The sequence below is a fragment of the Bacillus paranthracis genome (genome assembly GCF_001883995.1).
Classification (GTDB): Bacteria; Bacillota; Bacilli; order Bacillales; family Bacillaceae_G; genus Bacillus_A; species Bacillus_A paranthracis.
This window is the reverse complement of sequence record NZ_MACE01000018.1, coordinates 774,908-793,620: the sequence shown is the minus strand read 5'-3', so window position 1 is coordinate 793,620 and position 18,713 is coordinate 774,908. Positions and strand designations below refer to the sequence as shown.

The window sequence follows — 18,713 nt, the reverse complement described above, 5'->3', positions numbered from 1 at the left end:
AACGGGAGCAACAGGTCCAACGGGCTCAACGGGGGCAACCGGAGCTACAGGTACAAGTATCACGGCGACGTATGCATTTGCAAATAATACGTCGGGAACAGCGATATCGGTACTTCTTGGTGGAACGAATGTCCCGCTTCCGAGTAATCAAAATATCGGTCCTGGTATTACGGTTTCCGGGGGAAATACAGTATTTACGGTTGCAAATGCTGGGAATTATTATATTTCATATACGATTAATATAACGGCTTCATTATTAGTCAGTTCTCGTATTACAATTAATGGAGCACCACTTGCTGGAACGATCAATTCTCCTGCGTTAGCAACTACATCATTTAGCGCAACAATTATTACAACTCTTGCAGCAGGAGATGCTATTAGTTTGCAACTATTTGGTTTGTTAGCTGTTGCAACATTATCAACAACTACACCAGGAGCTGTGTTAACGATAATAAGATTAAGCTAAATAATAACTCTCTTATTTTTTTATAGATTAGGAGAGTTTGTACATATAATAAGAAGTTAATGGAGTGAAGCATAGTTATATAAAAGTCGGAATATTATGATTGTAACGTTATGGTGACTATAATATAATGAAAACAACCTCATGAATGAACATTCATTTATGTATTTGAAGGGGGAATGAAGGTGGAAAAACCATGGTTGAAAAATTATCCAGAGGAAATTCCAATTACAATTTCTTATGATATTCAGCCGCTTCATAAATATGTAGAACAGATGGCTTCTCGCTACCCAGAAAAGAAAGCGCTTCACTTTTTAGGGAAGGATATTACATTTTCAGACTTTCATGATAAGGTGAAGAGATTTGCAAATTATCTTCAAAAGCTCGGTGTGGAAAAGGGTGATCGAGTTGCCATTATGTTGCCGAATTGTCCGCAAGCTGTAATCGGTTATTACGGTACATTACTTGCGGGAGGTATCGTAGTCCAAACAAATCCATTATATACAGAAAGAGAATTAGAATATCAACTTCATGACTCGGGAGCAAAAGTCATTCTTTGCCTCGATTTAGTGTTCCCAAGAGTAACGAATGTTCAATCTGCTACAAAAATTGAGCATATTATCGTAACTCGTATTGCGGACTTTTTGCCCTTCCCTAAAAATCTATTGTATCCATTTGTGCAGAAAAAACAGTCAAATTTAGTTGTGAAAGTATCAGAGAGTGAAACGATTCACCTTTGGAACTCAGTAGAAAAAGAAGTGAATACGGATGTTGAGGTGCCTTGTGATCCTGAAAATGATTTAGCTCTTTTACAGTACACAGGAGGAACAACTGGATTTCCGAAAGGCGTTATGTTAACGCATAAAAACCTCGTTTCTAACACTTTGATGGGAGTTCAATGGTTATATAATTGCAAAGAAGGAGAAGAAGTCGTTCTTGGGGTTCTTCCATTTTTCCACGTGTATGGCATGACGGCTGTCATGAATTTAAGTATTATGCAAGGATACAAAATGGTTCTTATTCCAAAATTTGATATGAAAATGGTTTTTGAAGCGATTAAGAAGCATAAAGTGACATTGTTCCCAGGGGCACCAACTATTTATATCGCTCTTTTAAATAGCCCGCTTTTAAAAGAATACGATATTTCGTCTATTCGTGCTTGTATTAGTGGATCAGCACCACTGCCAGTAGAAGTACAGGAAAAGTTCGAAACAGTTACAGGGGGTAAACTAGTAGAGGGATATGGTTTAACAGAATCATCTCCAGTTACACATAGTAATTTTTTATGGGAAAAGCGAGTGCCAGGTAGCATTGGAGTTCCGTGGCCAGATACAGAAGCAATGATTATGTCGCATGAAACTGGTGAGGCATTACCACCGGGAGAAATCGGTGAAATTGTAGTAAAAGGCCCTCAAATTATGAAAGGATATTGGAATAAGCCAGAAGAAACAGCAGCTGTACTGCAAGATGGGTGGCTCCATACAGGGGACGTTGGCTACATGGATGAAGATGGCTTTTTCTATGTGAAAGATCGTAAGAAAGATATGATTGTTGCGAGTGGATTTAATGTGTATCCTCGTGAAGTAGAAGAAGTATTATATGAGCATGAAAAAGTGCAAGAAGTAGTGACGATTGGAGTTCCCGATCCGTATAGGGGAGAGACAGTTAAAGCGTTTGTTGTGTTAAAAGAAGGTACAGAGTGTTCTGAGGAAGAATTAAATCAGTTTGCTCGTAAATATTTAGCGGCCTATAAAGTTCCGAAAGTATATGAGTTTAGAGATGAACTGCCGAAAACGACAGTTGGGAAAATTTTGCGCCGTGTCCTAATTGAGGAAGAGAAAAGAAAGAATGAGGATGAGCAAACGGGCTAAGGCCCTTTCTTTTTGAAAAAATGGGATTGACACTTTTCTAAATAGTCAGTATTATAAGAATATGAATGACTATTCATTCAGTCATCTTCTTGAAGGGGACAGTAAAGTGAAGAAAAATAGACCGAAATACAATCAAATTATTGATGCGGCAGTCATTGTGATTGCGGAGAATGGGTACCACCAAGCGCAAGTTTCTAAAATAGCAAAGCAAGCTGGGGTAGCTGATGGCACGATTTATTTATATTTTAAAAATAAAGAAGATATATTAATATCCTTATTCCAAGAGAAGATGGGAGAATTTGTCGAAACAATTCGTCAAAAAACAGCAGGAATTGAAAGCGCTGTATCGAAGTTATTCATGTTGGTAGAAACGCACTTCTTGCTGTTGTCGCAAAATGATCCTCTTGCTATCGTTACGCAATTAGAGCTAAGACAGTCCAATCAAGACTTACGCCTGAAAATAAATGAAGTATTAAAAGGCTACTTACAAGTTATTGATGAGATTTTAGAGACTGGTATAAAGCAAGGTGAATTCCAAGCGGATTTAAATGTTCGCGTGGCAAGACAAATGATCTTTGGAACAGTAGATGAAGTTGTGACCAATTGGGTAATGAGCGATCATAAGTATGATCTGGTCGCACTTTCAAAAACGGTACATGGGCTACTTATTGCAGCTTGTGGTTATCGTCAATAATGGGAGGGATCATGTTGAAATTCCTATCTGTAAGAGTTGAAGATCATATCGCGGTGGCTACGTTAAATCATGCGCCAGCTAACGCGATGTCTTCACAAGTTATGCATGACGTTACTGAATTAATTGATCAAGTGGAGAAGGATGATAACATTCGTGTTGTTGTTATTCACGGTGAAGGGCGCTTCTTCTCGGCGGGAGCAGATATTAAAGAATTTACATCTGTTACTGAAGCGAAGCAAGCGACTGAATTAGCGCAGCTTGGACAAGTTACGTTTGAGCGCGTTGAAAAATGTTCAAAACCAGTTATCGCGGCAATTCATGGAGCGGCACTTGGCGGCGGCCTTGAGTTTGCTATGTCTTGCCACATGCGCTTTGCAACTGAAAGTGCAAAACTTGGTTTACCTGAATTAACACTTGGATTAATTCCTGGATTTGCAGGTACACAGCGATTACCACGTTATGTTGGGAAAGCGAAAGCTTGTGAAATGATGTTAACAAGTACACCGATTACTGGTGCAGAAGCATTAAAATGGGGACTAGTTAACGGAGTTTTTGCTGAAGAAACATTTTTAGATGATACGCTTAAAGTTGCAAAACAGATTGCTGGAAAAAGCCCAGCGACGACTCGTGCTGTACTAGAGTTATTGCAAACGACGAAATCGTCTCATTATTATGAAGGTGTACAACGCGAAGCTCAAATCTTTGGTGAAGTATTTACGAGTGAAGATGGAAGAGAAGGTGTAGCGGCGTTTTTAGAAAAACGTAAGCCTTCATTTAGCGGCAGGTAGTTCAATTATTTTTTTAATATAAATTAACAGAAAATTAAAATTGATAGAATCTTTCTGAAAAACAAGGGGGTAAATGGAATGAACATCTACGTACTCATGAAACGAACATTTGATACAGAAGAAAAAATCGTAATTAAAAACGGTGCAATTTACGATGGCGAAGCGGAATTCATCATCAACCCTTACGATGAATATGCAATTGAAGAAGCAATTCAAGTAAGAGACGCACAAGGTGGAGAAGTTACTGTCGTAACAGTTGGTGGCGAAGATAGTGAGAAAGAACTTCGTACGGCGTTAGCGATGGGCTGCGATAAAGCGGTATTAATTAATATTGAAGATGATGTAGAAAATGGTGACCAGTTCACGACAGCAAAAGTGCTTGCTGAATATTTAAAAGATAAAGATGCAGATTTAATTTTAGGCGGAAACGTTGCAATTGATGGTGCATCTGGACAAGTTGGTCCGCGTGTAGCTGAAGCGTTAAATATTCCGTACGTAACGACAATTACAAAACTTGAAATTGACGGTACAAACGTGAAGATTGAGCGCGATGTTGAAGGTGATACAGAAGTGATTGAAACTTCATTACCAGTTTTAGTAACAGCACAGCAAGGTTTAAATGAACCTCGTTATCCATCGCTTCCAGGTATTATGAAAGCGAAGAAAAAGCCACTAGAAGAATTAGAATTAGATGATTTAGATTTAGAAGAAGATGATGTGGAAGCAAAGACAAAAACAATTGAAATCTATTTGCCTCCTAAGAAAGATGCAGGAAAAGTGTTACAAGGCGAGCTGCAAGATCAAGTAAAAGAACTTGTATCGTTGCTCCATACAGAAGCGAAAGTAATCTAATAAAATACGAAATTATATATGCAGGAGGGAAAATCTATGGCTCGTAAAGTATTAATAATGGGTGAAGTTCGTGATGGATCGCTACGTAACGTTTCGTTTGAAGCGGTAGCAGCAGCAAAAACAATTGCAGAAGGCGGTGAAGTAGTAGGTCTTCTAGTTGGAGACAGCGTTGCTTCTTTTGCAAATGAATTGATTCATTACGGTGCAGATCGCGTTGTGACAGTTGAAAATGATAAATTAAAATCATATACATCTGATGGCTATGCACAAGCATTTTTAGCTGTATATGCTGAAGAAAATCCAGAAGGTATTGTATTTGGACATACAGCACTTGGGAAAGATTTATCACCAAAATTAGCAGCGAAGCTTGAGGCTGGTCTAGTTTCTGACGTAACTGCTTTAGAAGTTGAAGGTGGAAATGTTATCTTTACTCGTCCAATTTACTCTGGTAAAGCGTTTGAGAAGAAGATTGTAACAGACGGCATCTTATTTGCGACAGTGCGTCCAAATAACATCGCAACGCTTGAAAAAGATGAGTCTCGCAGTGGTGACGTGTCTTCTATTACAGTAGATGTGAAAGACTTACGTACAATCATTCAAGATGTCGTCCGTAAGACGGCAGAAGGCGTTGATCTTTCTGAAGCAAAAGTGATTATCGCTGGCGGACGCGGTGTGAAGAGTGAAGAAGGGTTCAAGCCATTAAAAGAGTTAGCTGACGTATTAGGCGGCGCTGTTGGAGCATCTCGTGGTGCTTGTGACGCTGAGTATTGCGATTACTCATTACAAATTGGTCAAACTGGTAAAGTTGTTACGCCAGACCTATACATTGCATGCGGTATTTCTGGAGCGATTCAGCATTTAGCTGGTATGTCTAACTCAAAAATAATCGTTGCGATTAATAAAGACCCAGAAGCAAGTATCTTCAAAGTAGCTGACTACGGTATTGTTGGCGATCTATTTGAAGTGGTACCTCTTTTAACAGAAGAGTTTAAAAAGTTAAAAGTACATTCATGATTTGAGTACCCTTGAGTTCCAAGTGAAGTACCCCTATATATAGAAAAAGGTGAGAGATCCCCTGTCTCTCATCTTTTTAGTATTTAATCCGTATTTTTATATAGTATAAAGGAACACTTTTTTGTTACAATACATAACGATACATATTATTCGCCACGTATATAAGTTAATGATATACTCTTGGTAGAATATACTTGAAGGAGGAAATAAAATGGCAATTGTAAACGCAAATGACCAAAGCTTCGCAGCAGAAACTAGCGAAGGTGTTGTATTATTAGATTTCTGGGCACCTTGGTGTGGACCTTGTAAAATGATCGCTCCTGTATTAGAGGAAATTGATGCAGAACTAGGCGAAAAAGTAAAAGTAGTAAAAGTAGACGTGGATGAAAATCAAGAAACTGCTCGTCAATTCGAAGTAATGAGCATTCCAGCTCTTTTCGTATTAAAAGACGGTAAAGTAGTTGATCAAGCGTTAGGTTACAAACCGAAAGAAGCGTTAGTAGAATTAGTTTCTAAACACTTCTAAAATAAAAAGGCTACCATTTGGTAGCCTTTTTTATTTTCCTTTTTTACACCTTTCCGTTACAATGAAAGAACGTATGTTGGGTGTTTTGGCATAGTATGTTTTCATGTGAAAATAAAAATGCTAAGCATGTAGAAATGGAGGGTAACGAGTGCACGAACATTTAAAAGAGAAGTTGGCTATTTTACCAGATCAACCTGGTTGTTATTTAATGAAAGATAAGCAAGGAACGGTTATATATGTCGGAAAGGCAAAAGTGCTTAAAAATCGTGTGCGCTCGTACTTTACTGGTTCGCATGATGGAAAAACACTTCGGCTAGTAGGGGAAATTGTAGATTTTGAATATATTGTAACCTCCTCAAATCTAGAGGCGCTCATTTTGGAGTTAAACTTAATAAAAAAACATGACCCAAAATATAATATTCAATTAAAAGATGATAAAACATATCCTTTTATTAAAATTACAGCTGAGAAACAACCGCGATTACTTATTACGCGAAATGTAAAAAAGGATAAGGGAAAGTATTTTGGTCCTTATCCGAATGCACAATCAGCTCATGAAACGAAAAAACTGCTAGATCGTATGTACCCGCTTCGTAAGTGCTCAAATATGCCCGATAAAGTTTGTTTATATTATCATATGGGTCAATGTTTAGCACCTTGTGTGAAAGAAGTTACGGAAGAACAAAATAAAGAAATTGTAGATGAAATTATTAAGTTTTTAAATGGTGGACATAAAGAAGTTCGTTCGGAATTAGAAACAAAAATGTATGAAGCTTCAGAGAAACTAGAGTTTGAACGTGCAAAAGAGTTACGTGATCAAATCGCTCATATCGATGCGATTATGGAAAAACAAAAGATGATTATGAGTGATTTAGTGGACCGTGATGTGTTTGGCTATGCAGTTGATAAAGGGTGGATGTGTGTTCAAGTTTTCTTCGTTCGAAAAGGAAAGCTAATCGAACGTGATGTTTCTATGTTTCCAATCTACGATGAACCAGAAGAGGGGTTCTTAACGTTTATCGGTCAATTTTATGAAAACAGCAGTCATTTTAAGCCGAAGGAAATTGTCGTTCCAGGAAGTATAGACTCAGAATTAGTAGAACGCTTTTTAGAAGTGGAAGCGACACAGCCGAAACGCGGTAAGAAAAAAGATCTTGTAGAACTGGCAAATAAAAATGCGAAGATTGCCTTGGAAGAGAAATTCTATTTAATTGAACGTGATGAAGAGCGAACGATTAAAGCGGTAGAGAATTTAGGGAAGCAGCTCGGAATTGAAACGCCTTATCGTATTGAAGCGTTTGATAACTCAAATATTCAAGGGACAAATCCTGTTTCGGCAATGATTGCTTTTATTGATGGGAAACCAGCTAAGAAAGAATACAGGAAATATAAAATTAAAACAGTTCAAGGACCAGATGATTATGAGTCTATGAGAGAAGTTGTGAGACGCCGTTATACAAGGGCGCTGAAAGAGGGGTTACCTTTACCAGATTTAATCATTATTGATGGCGGAAAAGGTCATCTGGCGGCTGCAAGTGATGTTTTAGAAAATGAGCTCGGTTTATATATTCCGATGGCAGGTCTTGTAAAAGATGACAAACATAAAACATCTCATTTAATTATTGGAGATCCACCTGAACCTGTGATGCTTGAGAGAAATAGCCAAGAATTTTATTTATTGCAGCGCATTCAAGATGAAGTGCATCGATTTGCAATTACATTCCATCGTCAATTACACGGGAAATCTGTCATTCAATCGGCACTCGATGATATTCCTGGAATTGGAGATAAACGAAAAAAGATATTGTTAAAACATTTCGGATCGCTAAAAAAGATGAAAGAGGCTTCTGTAACAGAATTTGTCGAAGCGGGTATGCCGAAAAATGTCGCAGAGACGATTTATAGTTATTTAGCGGATAAGAAGACGTTGTAGTTTACAACGTCTTCTATTTTTTGGTATAATTTCTGAAGATTTAAAATAAATTCAAATGAATGAAAATGCAAAAAGTCAACTAAACTGATATGTCTAGTTGACTGTGGGTAATGCTACACTTCAATGAGATCTTTTATATCCCATTTTACGAGAAATGTAATAGAGTCTGAACGTTTTTTCTTTTCTTCGTAGGACTCTGCAACGACGTTTCGTTGCTTTTGAATTTGTTCAGCGATGAACCCAGCTTCTAATTGATAAGAAGAATGTCTTTTTTGTTTTTGACGTTCAGCGATGAGTGTGCCTTTAAGTTGGAACTGCATTTCACGACGCTTATGTTCAATAATGCTTAAAGTGCCCCAGCCAGCTTTTTCAAAGAACTGAATGACTTCTTCAATTGTGTCTAGTGGATATTTTCTTGCAAGGTTTCTACCGGACCAGTATAAAATACCATCTAGATCGTTACCGATTAAATCAGGTAGTAATTCTTCACGTAGCAATTCGTAAGCGAAGGCGTTCAATGAAACATCTTCTAAAGATGTTGTATCGATTGTATTTTTACTCACAATATTCCCCTCTTTCTATAGGGATTATTATATAACATTTCTCATTTATAAAAACAGATTTTTCTTTGGGAAAATCTGAATATATAAGAAGAAAAAAAGAATTGGCAAATTATATGCAAATTATGTATACGTTTTCTTGACGCTTCGACAAAAATAGGAGTAAAATGAACTTGGTATCAAATTATGCTGAAATATTTCGAATAATTTTTTCAGTTTTTCTTATGCCAATAGTGAAAAAACATTATTGCCATAAACTAATCTGAAAACAGCAGTCAATCATTCAAGGGGGGTAATGGGGACATGAAAGGCCGCGAGTATACGTTTCGTAAGTGGCACTCATTAATGGGGGTCATCCCGGTTGGTGTCTTTTTGACGCAACATTTAATTGTAAACAACTTTGCAACACGAGGAGCAGAGGCTTTTAACAAAGCTGCAGGCTTTATGGAGCTCCTTCCATTCCGGTATGCGCTAGAAATTTTCATTATCTTTTTACCAATACTGTACCATGCTATATATGGCTTATATATTGCATTTACAGCTAAGAACAATGCGGTTTCTTACGGTTATTTCCGTAACTGGATGTTCGTCTTCCAAAGAATTTCAGGTATCGTTACACTGATTTTCATTTCTTGGCACGTCTGGGAAACTCGTATTCAAGCAGCGTTAGGTAAAGAGGTAAACTATGACATGATGGCAGATATTTTAAACAATCCAGCTATGTTTGCATTCTACTTAGTTGGTGTTGTTTCAACAATTTTCCACTTTGCAAATGGACTATGGACATTCTGCATCAGCTGGGGAATTACAGTATCTCCACGTTCACAAAGAATCTCTACTTATGTAACATTAGCTATTTTCTTAGGTCTATCTTATGTAGGTGTGAGTGCATTATTAGCGTTCATCGATCCACAGCTAGCAAACCAGTAAGGAGTGGGAGAGCATGAAAGGGAAACTTATAGTAGTCGGCGGTGGCTTGGCTGGCTTAATGGCAACGATTAAAGCGGCGGAAGCAGGAGTAAATGTTGAACTGTTCTCTTTAGTACCAGTAAAACGTTCGCATTCTGTATGTGCCCAAGGTGGAATTAACGGTGCCGTAAATACGAAAGGTGAAGGGGATTCTCCATGGATCCACTTTGACGATACAATTTATGGTGGGGACTTCTTAGCGAACCAACCACCAGTTAAAGCAATGTGTGAAGCAGCACCTGGTATCATTCATTTAATGGACCGTATGGGTGTTATGTTCAACCGTACGGAAGAAGGACTTCTTGATTTCCGTCGTTTTGGTGGAACTCAACATCACCGTACAGCATTTGCTGGTGCAACAACTGGACAGCAATTACTATACGCATTAGATGAGCAAGTACGTCGTCACGAAGTAGCAGGACTTGTAACGAAATATGAAGGTTGGGATTTCTTACGAGCTGTTATTGATGATGAAGGTGTGTGCCGAGGAATCGTTGCACAAGACTTACAAACTATGGAGATTAGAAGTTTCCGAGCTGATGCCGTGATTATGGCAACAGGGGGCCCTGGTATCATCTTCGGAAAATCAACAAACTCTATTATCAATACAGGTACAGCAGCTTCTGCTGTATATCAACAAGGCGCATATTATGCAAACGGTGAGTTCATTCAAATTCACCCAACGGCAATTCCTGGAGACGATAAATTACGTCTGATGAGTGAATCTGCACGTGGTGAAGGTGGACGTGTTTGGACATATAAAGATGGTAAACCATGGTATTTCTTAGAAGAAAAATATCCGGCTTACGGAAACCTTGTACCTCGTGATATCGCAACGCGTGAAATCTTTGATGTTTGCGTAGAGCAAAAACTAGGTATTAACGGTGAAAACATGGTGTACTTAGATCTTTCTCATAAAGATCCGAAAGAACTAGATATTAAACTTGGTGGAATTATTGAAATCTATGAGAAATTTACAGGTGATGATCCTCGTAAACTACCAATGAAAATCTTCCCAGCTGTTCACTATTCAATGGGCGGGCTATGGGTTGATTATAAGCAGATGACAAGCATTCCAGGTTTATTTGCAGCAGGTGAGTGTGATTATTCTATGCACGGTGGTAACCGTCTTGGCGCGAACTCACTATTATCAGCAATTTACGGTGGTATGGTAGCAGGACCAAATGCAATTGAATATATGAAAGGTCTTTCTAAATCATCAGATGCTGTTCCATCTACTGTGTATGAACAAAATGAATTAATCGAAACAGAGAAATTTAACAATATTTTAACGCTCGATGGTAACGAAAATGCGTATGTTCTTCATAAAGAGCTTGGAGAATGGATGACAGATAACGTTACAGTAGTTCGTGAAAATAAAAAATTATTAGAAACAGATGCAAAAATTGAAGAGTTAATGGCTCGCTACAAACGTATTAACATTAACGATACAGCGAGATGGAGCAACCAAGGTGCTTCATTTACACGCCAACTTGCAAATATGTTTGAATTAGCACGTGTTATTACAATTGGTGCATATAACCGTAATGAGAGCCGTGGGGCGCATTACAAACCTGAATTCCCAAATCGTGATGATGCAAACTTCTTAAAAACTACGATGGCGAAATTTGAAGGAGAAGGAAATGCACCGGCATTCCATTACGAAGACGTGGATATTTCATTAATTAAACCACGTAAACGTGATTATTCTTCAAAACACGATGTAGCTGCTAAGAGTGAAGAGAAGGGGGATAAACAACATGTCTGAGAAAACAATCCGCCTCATCATTACGAGACAAGACGGACCAGATGCGCAAGCGTTTGACCAAGAGTTTGAAATTCCGTATCGTCCGAATATGAATATTATTTCGGCGCTTATGGAAATTCGTCGTAATCCTGTTGATTCAAAAGGAAACAAAACAACTCCGATTGCATGGGATATGAACTGTTTAGAGGAAGTATGTGGTGCATGTTCGATGGTGATTAACGGAAAACCACGTCAATCATGTACAGCGCTTATCGATCAATTAGAACAACCAATTCGCTTAAAACCGATGAAGACATTCCCGGTTGTTCGTGACTTACAAGTTGACCGTAGTCGCATGTTTAATGCTCTAAAACGTGTTAAAGCTTGGATTCCAATTGATGGTACGTATGACTTAGGACCAGGACCAAGGATGCCAGAGAAGAAACGTCAATGGGCTTATGAGCTTTCAAAATGTATGACATGTGGTGTTTGCTTAGAATCATGTCCAAACGTAAATAGTAAATCGGACTTTATTGGACCAGCACCGTTATCACAAGCTCGTTTATTTAACTCACATCCAACGGGTGAAATGCATAAAGCAGATCGCTTACGTGCAATTATGGGTGATGGAGGACTTGCAAACTGTGGTAACTCTCAAAACTGTGTGCAATCATGTCCAAAGGGTATTCCATTAACAACTTCAATTGCGGCGTTAAACCGTGATACAACAATTCAATCGTTCAAAGATTTCTTTGGTAGCGACAATAACTATTAAAAAATATTGCCTCTTCATTTCGAAGGGGCAATATTTATAACTATATTTTTCTGTTTATTCTGTTTATTTTAAAACGAAAAGGAGAGGGAACAATGAAGAGGATTTCTTATATTGAAGACTTTGAGCAATGGGAAAGTGGTTTTTCGTTTTACAATCCTGTAAAGGTTCGTTTTGGTGAAGTAGATATGTTTGGACATGTAAATAATGTCGTTGCCTTCACCTATTTTGAAGAAGCGCGTATCGCATTGTTTAAAGAACTTGGATTTATGCAAGAATGGACGCATGAATCTTCAGAAACGATGATTGTTGTTGCGGATTTACAATGTAATTTTATTAAACAAATATATTTTGATGAACAGTTGAAGGTGTATGTAAAAGCGGGATCAGTTGGAAATTCTTCATTAGATTTGCATTATATGGTGAAGAATGCAGAAGGAGAGGTTTGTTTAGTTGGTCGTGGAATGATGGTCCAAGCGTCGAAAAAAACGGGAAGAGGTGAACCGTGGCCTGAAGAGTGGAAGGAAAAATTAATACAATGATAGAGTGAAAGAAAAATAAGAGAGCAAATTGCTCTCTTATTTTTTGTCTTCCAGCGCCTCTTCTAATGTTAAATGATGTTTATATATGTATGTAGCGTATGGATTTCCAACGTAGCGCAAATGCCACGGTTCATATGAGTATTCTGTTGTTTCTGTTTTATCTTCTAAATAACGAATGACAAAGCCAAATTCATGAGCATGTTTTGCAACCCATTTACCTTCGTTTGTCTCTCCAAAAATAGGCTCTAATTGGAATTTAGCAGATTTTGAACTAATATCCATTGCTAAACCAGTTTGATGTTCACTCGTACCGGGAATGGCACTTACTGAATCCGCCTCAGCTTTTCCTTGGCGTCTAACGTATGTATCATGTAATGATTTTTGGCGTTTGTATGAACGATAACCAGATACAGCTGTAAGTTCAAGTCCTTCTTTCTTTGCCACTTCAAACATACTTTCAAGCGCATTTGCAGCATCTTTGCGCAGCAATGTTTTTTCTTTATCTTTTGGACTAGTAAATGGTACGTTTGGTCTCGTTAAGTCTTCAGGTGTGTATCCGTCTGGTAGTTTTCGATGTTTATTAACTAATACAAGATTAGACTCTGGATTTGTTACAACGGAAAAATCATTGTCTAGCTTCTTTGCATTATGATCAGCTTTTGGAAAAGCAGGAATCTCTTCTTTTTGGTGGTTACTATGCTGTTGACTTTCGACAGCTTTCGCATTATTTTGTAATGGTGATTTAGAACTAAAGTAAGCGAAAGAAGTGATACCGATTACAATAGTAGTGGCAGAAATAATAATTATCTTTTTCATGATGCCTTGTAATCACAGTCCTTTCTTAATAAAATGTGTATCGTTTCTTATTATAAGTCTAGTTTAATGAAAAAGAAATATAAGAGTCGTAACGTAATAGAAATGCAAAGAAAATGTCAGAAAATGTGTGAAATTGTAGTATTTTTTCATTTAATTCATTTCTTATCTTTCATGAAATGAATTTTTTATGTAATATATATACATAAGAAGATGTAGCGATTATCGAGAATAAAGAACTTCTTGTATAGACTAGGAGTGAATGGGAATGGATTTTGCAACAATTATTGGACTTATTTTAGGATTTGTAGCAGTGGTAGTAGGGATGGTCGTCAAGGGCGCTGACGTAACAGCCTTATTGAATCCTGCCGCAGCATTAATTATTTTTATCGGTACATTTGCTGCAGTATGTATAGCCTTTCCGATGAATCAACTAAAAAGAGTTCCAAAATTATTTAAAGTTCTTTTTGGTTCAAATAAAAAGGATTTAAGTTATGAACAGTTGCTAGAATTATTTGTTCATTGGACATCAGAAAGTAGAAAATACGGTATTTTGTCTTTAGAGCAACAATTAGACAAAATTCAAGATGAATTTCTTTTACGTGGTATGAAATTTGTAATTGATGGCGTATCTGCAGAAGATTTAGAACAGATTTTAGAAGCTGAATTAGAAGCAATTGAGGAAAGGCATGCAAAGGGAGCTGCAATTTTTTCTCAAGCTGGTACATATGCACCAACATTAGGGGTTTTAGGTGCTGTTATCGGTCTTGTAGCTGCACTTGGTAATTTAACTGATATTGAAAAGTTAGGACATGCTATTTCAGGTGCGTTTATTGCGACGATTTTTGGTATTTTTTCAGGTTATGTATTATGGCATCCATTTGCTAATAAGTTAAAACAAAAATCTGCAGCTGAAATCGAAAAAAAGCGTTTAATTATTGATTGTTTATTAATGTTACAAGAAGGTACATATCCGTTTATTATGAAGAACCGCATTTTAGGTTCACTATCTGCGACTGAGCGTAAAAAGCTAGAAAAAGGAGCAGAGAAAAATGCGGAGTAAGAAAAATAGAAGAGGCAAAAAGAAAAAACATGAGGAACATATCGATGAAACGTGGTTAATTCCATATTCTGATATGTTAACGTTGTTATTTGCACTGTTTATCGTTTTATTCGCAATGAGTAGTATAGATGCAGCGAAGTTTAAACAGATGGCAGTAGCGTTTCGAAGCGAACTAGCAGGTGGAACAGGTAACAAAGAATTTTTAAGTGATCAGAAGCCAAATGATGAAAAGGAATTATCAGCAAGTAGCCTTGAGGCAGAACAAGCAAAAAAACAAGAAGAAGCTAGAGAAAAAGAAAAAAAAGAAATGGATGAATTGAAAGCATTACAAAAAAAGATTGATCAATATATTAATGAGAAACAATTATCCTCTTCTTTTCAAACTAAATTAACTGAAAAGGGATTAATGGTGACAATATTAGAGAATGTACTGTTTGATTCCGGAAAAGCAGATGTGAAGTTAGAATCACTAGGGATTGCGAAAGAAATGTCTAGCTTACTTGTTTCAGCGTCACCTCGTGAAATTACAGTATCTGGTCATACAGATAATGTCCCTATTGCAAATTCCCAATTTGCATCAAATTGGGAATTAAGTACGCAGCGGGCAGTTAATTTTATGCAAGTATTGCTCCAAAATAAAGAATTACAACCAGAAAAATTTAGTGCAATTGGTTACGGAGAATACCGTTCAATTGCTCCAAATGATACACAAGAAGGAAAGGCGAAAAATAGGCGTGTAGAAGTGTTTATCTTGCCTTTAACAGAGAAAGTAAAATAAAGAGGATGGCGAATGCCATCCTCTTTATTTTGCATCAAATGATTTTAAGTTGTCACGACGGATTTTATCTTTTTCTGCATCTGATTTTTTGAAATCATAATCATATAAAGCGCCTTCCCAATCGCCATACATTGGATTTGGGAAAATAATAAATTTCTCCCCAAATTGTGCTTTTGAATCTGAGACTGCTTGGTTTCGGTCCTTTACAGACTTTCCATCAAAACCAGTGAAGTCAGATAAGTTATCACCGAAGAATAAGACGATATCATGTGTTTGAGAAACGAGTTCACGTCGTTTTTCTTTTCCTTTTTCTTTCGGATCTTGTAGTAATATATGTTCTTTCGTTGCTTGAGGAGCGCCTACACGCTCAAGATTTTTAATTGTTGCATCTAGTTGGTTCGTTTTACGATTTGAGATGTAGTAAATATCTACACCTTTAGACTCTGTATATTTTAAGAAATCAATTGCACCTGGAAGGGCCTCAGCTTCAGCTTTATTAATCCAGTCATCCCATTTATATGGATAGCCTTTGCCTGTTTTTACGCTCATTGCTTGATGAGGACTGTTGTCTAAAACAGTTTCATCTAAATCAAGTACGATAGCAGGTTTTTTCTCTGTCCCTTTTGCAAGAGCTGCATCAAGTTTCAATTGACCGATATTGTATCCTTGGTAGTACAGTGCTTTCGTTTCACCGGCTGTTTGATACCATAAATCAGCCATTAATTGCTGGTCTGTTAATTTTACTTTCTCTTCTTTCGCCACTGTTTTCTCTTGTGTTCCTGAACATGCTACAAGTGATGTAGATAGAACCGCTACAGATAATAAAGTGGTAATGCCCCTTTTCATCTTCATATGTACCCTCCTTGATGTTAGAAAACCAGTTAATATTATATATCGAAAAATAATATTTTTTGTATGAACATTTGCATATTGTCTTTTGTATATATAGTAGTATGTCCTATATTAGAAAGATGAGAAAAAATGATGGGAATTATTTTGACAAGTTTAATTGTCGAAATGACAATAATAATTGACAAACTATGTAATTTTATTTACAATTTTAACTAAATGAAACAAATGATGGATTAGAGAGATGCTACATAATAAGAGGATGGAGTGTAGTGCTATATTTTATCCTGAATAAACATAGTCTTTGAAAGAGAGTATGAATGATACTAAAGGGGAGGCTTTATACTTTGAGTTTACAAATTCAAAACTTAACGAAACAATTTGGGGAATCAAAAGCAGTTAACGGCTTGCAAATTTCGTTACCAAAAGGTGAAGTGTTAGGATTACTTGGACGAAATGGTGCAGGAAAAACAACGACAATCAAAATGCTTCTCGGATTATTAACGCCTAATGAAGGCTCTATTACATGGGATGGAAAACCATTTGGGACTAGTGGGGTAACGATAGGATACTTACCAGAAGAAAGAGGTTTATATACTAAAAGTAGAGTAATAGACCAGTTGCGATATTTTGGTAGATTAGAAGGAATGACGAAAAAAGAAGTAGATCTTGCTATTGATCATTGGTTAGATCGATTAGCAATACCAGAATATAAATTTAAAACAGCAGGAGAGCTTTCAAAAGGGAACCAGCAAAAAATTCAATTAATTGCTGCTCTTCTTCATAATCCAGAACTTCTCATTTTAGATGAGCCATTTAGCGGACTGGATCCAGTGAATGCTGGAATGTTAGCTAGCATTATTGAAGAACAAGTACAGAGCGGAAAGACAATTATTTTATCTAGTCATCGTATGGAACAAGTAGAGGCTTTTTGCCAACATGTATGTATTTTGAAAAAAGGCGAAGCAGTCGTAAAAGGCCAGTTAAGTGATATTAAAAAACAATATGGTTTTCGTAATTTAACGATTGAAGATACAGAAGTGAATGAGAAGGGATTAGAATCTATACATGTATCGTATGAAAAACAACAAGGCCTTCTTTATGTGCGAGTACAAGATGATGCAGAAGCTCTAAACATTTTACAACAATTACAAGAACAAGGTGTTACCTTACGACAATTTAAGATGTTAGAGCCGACGTTAAACGAAATCTTTGTAGAGAGGGCGAAATAACGATGCGTAAATTTTCTCACGTATTTTCATTTTATTTTAGAGAAGCATTTTTATCTAAAAAATCATTAATTATGAGCGCAATTTTATTTTTAATTGTTTTTGGAATTTTTGCGTTCAATCATCTTACTTCAAATAATGATAAAAATAAGGATAAAGATAAAATTGCAGTTGTGTCAGAGAGTTCTACATATAAAATCCAAAAAGAAGAGTTAACTAAGTTATTACCATCAGCTAAATTAACAATTGGTTCAAAAGAAGATTTCAATAAACTACATAAACAAGTAGAAGAAGGCGAGTTAGACGGCTTGTTTCGTGTAACTGAAAAGAATGGAGTTCCAGAAATTACGTATATGTTTAATGGGTTCGCTAGTGAAACAACTTCTACAATTATAGGTAGTTATTTAAAGGGACAATATATGGCGGTAACTGTTGCTAAGCATAATGTTTCACCAGAAATTGCACAACAATTACAAACGGACATTTCCGTGAAACAAGAAGCAATAAAAGATCGTTCTGCCTCTGCCGGAATTGCATATTTCTTCATATTCGCTTTATATATGTTTATTGTTGCGTTCGGAAGCACAATTGCGATGAATATTGCTTCTGAAAAAGCTTCTCGCGTTATGGAAGTTATGATTCCGAAAGTAAAACCTCTTACGATGATGTATGCAAAAATTTTAGCGGTTGTTTCAACGGCGTTATTGCAACTTATCATATTAGCATGTGGTTATTTAGTTCCTTATTTACTAGGGTGGATAGATTTAGAAAATGGTTCATTATTTGGCGTAATTGATGTTACAAAGTTAGATGCAAAAATAATCGGTATGTTCTTAATTTATTTTGTTACAGGATATTTCCTGTATGCGATGATGTATGCAGCTGCTGGTGCGGTTGTTTCTAAGACTGAGGATTTGCAAGGTGTAATGCTACCGATTTCAATTTTAATAATTGCAGCATTCTTTATAAGTCTTAAATCATTAGGTGACCCAAATAGTACTATCGTTGTTATAAGCTCTTATGTTCCATTCTTTACCCCGATGGTTACATTCTCACGCTTTGTAGCTGGCGAAACTGGTATGTTAGAAATTATGATAACATTGGCAGGGCTTTTAGCGACAATCGGTATATTAAGTGCTGTTACAAGCCGCATTTACGTAAATGGTGTAATGAATTACTCAGACAAAGTGAAATTTAAAGACTTAGCGAAATTTATAAAGCGTCAATAATGAGAGAAAAGCATGATTTCC

Annotated in this window: 19 protein-coding genes; 16 read left to right on the top strand and 3 right to left on the bottom strand. The window is 36.8% G+C overall.

Features of this window, described 5'->3' with window-relative positions; genetic code table 11:
- From BAQ46_RS10380 to uvrC, 8 genes are all read left to right on the top strand, one after another.
- The coding region (locus BAQ46_RS10380) for a BclA C-terminal domain-containing protein (protein ID WP_071741892.1) at positions 1–466 on the top strand (466 nt) is incomplete at its 5' end.
- 182 nt (positions 467–648) lie between these two features.
- A complete protein-coding gene (locus tag BAQ46_RS10375) occupies positions 649–2,334 on the top strand; it encodes a long-chain-fatty-acid--CoA ligase (protein WP_071741891.1) in 1,686 nt (561 codons plus the stop codon).
- Positions 2,335–2,440: 106 nt separating this feature from the next.
- Entirely contained in the window at positions 2,441–3,028 is a 588-nt protein-coding gene (gene fadR / locus BAQ46_RS10370) for a fatty acid metabolism transcriptional regulator FadR (protein WP_000742222.1), read from the top strand.
- An 11-nt stretch (positions 3,029–3,039) separates the two neighbouring features.
- Positions 3,040–3,816 carry an enoyl-CoA hydratase gene (locus tag BAQ46_RS10365; protein ID WP_000911295.1) on the top strand — a complete coding sequence of 259 codons (777 nt, stop codon included), beginning with the start codon at positions 3,040–3,042 and terminating at the stop codon, positions 3,814–3,816.
- A gap of 78 nt (positions 3,817–3,894) precedes the next feature.
- Positions 3,895–4,668 carry an electron transfer flavoprotein subunit beta gene (etfB, locus tag BAQ46_RS10360; protein WP_001029030.1) on the top strand — a complete coding sequence of 258 codons (774 nt, stop codon included), beginning with the start codon at positions 3,895–3,897 and terminating at the stop codon, positions 4,666–4,668.
- Positions 4,669–4,704: 36 nt separating this feature from the next.
- Entirely contained in the window at positions 4,705–5,682 is a 978-nt protein-coding gene (etfA, locus tag BAQ46_RS10355) for an electron transfer flavoprotein subunit alpha (protein ID WP_071741890.1), read from the top strand.
- A gap of 211 nt (positions 5,683–5,893) precedes the next feature.
- Positions 5,894–6,208, top strand: coding sequence for a thioredoxin (trxA, locus tag BAQ46_RS10350; RefSeq protein WP_001018943.1), 315 nt, complete (start codon positions 5,894–5,896; stop codon positions 6,206–6,208).
- Between the two features lie 148 nt (positions 6,209–6,356).
- Positions 6,357–8,141, top strand: a complete 1,785-nt coding sequence (gene uvrC / locus BAQ46_RS10345) for an excinuclease ABC subunit C (RefSeq protein WP_000544272.1) — start codon at positions 6,357–6,359, stop codon at positions 8,139–8,141.
- A 113-nt stretch (positions 8,142–8,254) separates the two neighbouring features.
- Here the strand turns inward: uvrC and BAQ46_RS10340 are convergent, their stop codons facing one another.
- Entirely contained in the window at positions 8,255–8,704 is a 450-nt protein-coding gene (locus tag BAQ46_RS10340; protein ID WP_000042220.1) for a YslB family protein, read from the bottom strand.
- Between the two features lie 300 nt (positions 8,705–9,004).
- Here BAQ46_RS10340 and sdhC point away from each other — a divergent pair, with 300 nt between their 5' ends.
- The 4 genes from sdhC to BAQ46_RS10320 all read left to right on the top strand — a co-directional run bounded on the left by sdhC (position 9,005) and on the right by BAQ46_RS10320 (position 12,731).
- Positions 9,005–9,631 carry a succinate dehydrogenase cytochrome B558 gene (gene sdhC, locus BAQ46_RS10335; RefSeq protein ID WP_000678352.1) on the top strand — a complete coding sequence of 209 codons (627 nt, stop codon included), beginning with the start codon at positions 9,005–9,007 and terminating at the stop codon, positions 9,629–9,631.
- A gap of 13 nt (positions 9,632–9,644) precedes the next feature.
- On the top strand, positions 9,645–11,438 hold the full coding sequence (gene sdhA / locus BAQ46_RS10330; RefSeq protein WP_071741889.1) for a succinate dehydrogenase flavoprotein subunit: 1,794 nt from the start codon (positions 9,645–9,647) through the stop codon (positions 11,436–11,438).
- Complete coding sequence (gene sdhB / locus BAQ46_RS10325) at positions 11,431–12,192, top strand: succinate dehydrogenase iron-sulfur subunit (protein ID WP_001291826.1); 762 nt, start codon at positions 11,431–11,433, stop codon at positions 12,190–12,192. Before sdhA ends, sdhB begins: the two co-directional genes overlap by 8 nt.
- Positions 12,193–12,284: 92 nt before the next feature.
- Positions 12,285–12,731, top strand: coding sequence for an acyl-CoA thioesterase (locus BAQ46_RS10320; RefSeq protein ID WP_000822738.1), 447 nt, complete (start codon positions 12,285–12,287; stop codon positions 12,729–12,731).
- Positions 12,732–12,767: 36 nt separating this feature from the next.
- Here BAQ46_RS10320 and BAQ46_RS10315 read toward each other — a convergent pair whose 3' ends face one another.
- Positions 12,768–13,547 carry a M15 family metallopeptidase gene (locus tag BAQ46_RS10315; protein ID WP_071741888.1) on the bottom strand — a complete coding sequence of 260 codons (780 nt, stop codon included), beginning with the start codon at positions 13,545–13,547 and terminating at the stop codon, positions 12,768–12,770.
- 265 nt (positions 13,548–13,812) lie between these two features.
- Between BAQ46_RS10315 and motA the strand changes: the two genes are divergently transcribed.
- Positions 13,813–14,607, top strand: a complete 795-nt coding sequence (gene motA, locus BAQ46_RS10310) for a flagellar motor stator protein MotA (protein WP_000344858.1) — start codon at positions 13,813–13,815, stop codon at positions 14,605–14,607.
- The gene (gene motB, locus BAQ46_RS10305) at positions 14,597–15,385 is read left to right on the top strand and encodes a flagellar motor protein MotB (RefSeq protein WP_001256745.1); all 789 of its coding nucleotides are present in this window, start codon (positions 14,597–14,599) and stop codon (positions 15,383–15,385) included. The genes motA and motB overlap by 11 nt, the downstream gene beginning before the upstream one ends.
- 24 nt (positions 15,386–15,409) lie before the next feature.
- Here motB and BAQ46_RS10300 read toward each other — a convergent pair whose 3' ends face one another.
- The gene (locus tag BAQ46_RS10300) at positions 15,410–16,237 is read right to left on the bottom strand and encodes a 5'-nucleotidase, lipoprotein e(P4) family (protein ID WP_071741887.1); all 828 of its coding nucleotides are present in this window, start codon (positions 16,235–16,237) and stop codon (positions 15,410–15,412) included.
- Between the two features lie 344 nt (positions 16,238–16,581).
- On the opposite strand from BAQ46_RS10300, the gene BAQ46_RS10295 reads away from it, so the two are divergent.
- Both BAQ46_RS10295 and BAQ46_RS10290 read left to right on the top strand, forming a co-directional pair.
- A complete protein-coding gene (locus BAQ46_RS10295; protein WP_000058124.1) occupies positions 16,582–17,466 on the top strand; it encodes an ABC transporter ATP-binding protein in 885 nt (294 codons plus the stop codon).
- Positions 17,467–17,468: 2 nt separating this feature from the next.
- A complete protein-coding gene (locus tag BAQ46_RS10290; protein WP_001224962.1) occupies positions 17,469–18,692 on the top strand; it encodes an ABC transporter permease in 1,224 nt (407 codons plus the stop codon).
- Positions 18,693–18,713: the final 21 nt, after the last annotated feature.

What these genes read in the sequence shown, in the direction of transcription:
- BAQ46_RS10315 (WP_071741888.1), bottom strand. Translation starts at nt 13,547, where the DNA reads ATGAAAAAGATAATTATTATTTCTGCCACTACTATTGTAATCGGTATC.
- BAQ46_RS10290 (WP_001224962.1), top strand. Translation starts at nt 17,469, where the DNA reads ATGCGTAAATTTTCTCACGTATTTTCATTTTATTTTAGAGAAGCATTT.
- trxA (WP_001018943.1), top strand. Translation starts at nt 5,894, where the DNA reads ATGGCAATTGTAAACGCAAATGACCAAAGCTTCGCAGCAGAAACTAGC.
- etfB (WP_001029030.1), top strand. Translation starts at nt 3,895, where the DNA reads ATGAACATCTACGTACTCATGAAACGAACATTTGATACAGAAGAAAAA.
- motB (WP_001256745.1), top strand. Translation starts at nt 14,597, where the DNA reads ATGCGGAGTAAGAAAAATAGAAGAGGCAAAAAGAAAAAACATGAGGAA.
- BAQ46_RS10365 (WP_000911295.1), top strand. Translation starts at nt 3,040, where the DNA reads ATGTTGAAATTCCTATCTGTAAGAGTTGAAGATCATATCGCGGTGGCT.
- sdhB (WP_001291826.1), top strand. Translation starts at nt 11,431, where the DNA reads ATGTCTGAGAAAACAATCCGCCTCATCATTACGAGACAAGACGGACCA.
- BAQ46_RS10320 (WP_000822738.1), top strand. Translation starts at nt 12,285, where the DNA reads ATGAAGAGGATTTCTTATATTGAAGACTTTGAGCAATGGGAAAGTGGT.
- sdhA (WP_071741889.1), top strand. Translation starts at nt 9,645, where the DNA reads ATGAAAGGGAAACTTATAGTAGTCGGCGGTGGCTTGGCTGGCTTAATG.
- etfA (WP_071741890.1), top strand. Translation starts at nt 4,705, where the DNA reads ATGGCTCGTAAAGTATTAATAATGGGTGAAGTTCGTGATGGATCGCTA.
- sdhC (WP_000678352.1), top strand. Translation starts at nt 9,005, where the DNA reads ATGAAAGGCCGCGAGTATACGTTTCGTAAGTGGCACTCATTAATGGGG.
- BAQ46_RS10300 (WP_071741887.1), bottom strand. Translation starts at nt 16,237, where the DNA reads ATGAAGATGAAAAGGGGCATTACCACTTTATTATCTGTAGCGGTTCTA.
- motA (WP_000344858.1), top strand. Translation starts at nt 13,813, where the DNA reads ATGGATTTTGCAACAATTATTGGACTTATTTTAGGATTTGTAGCAGTG.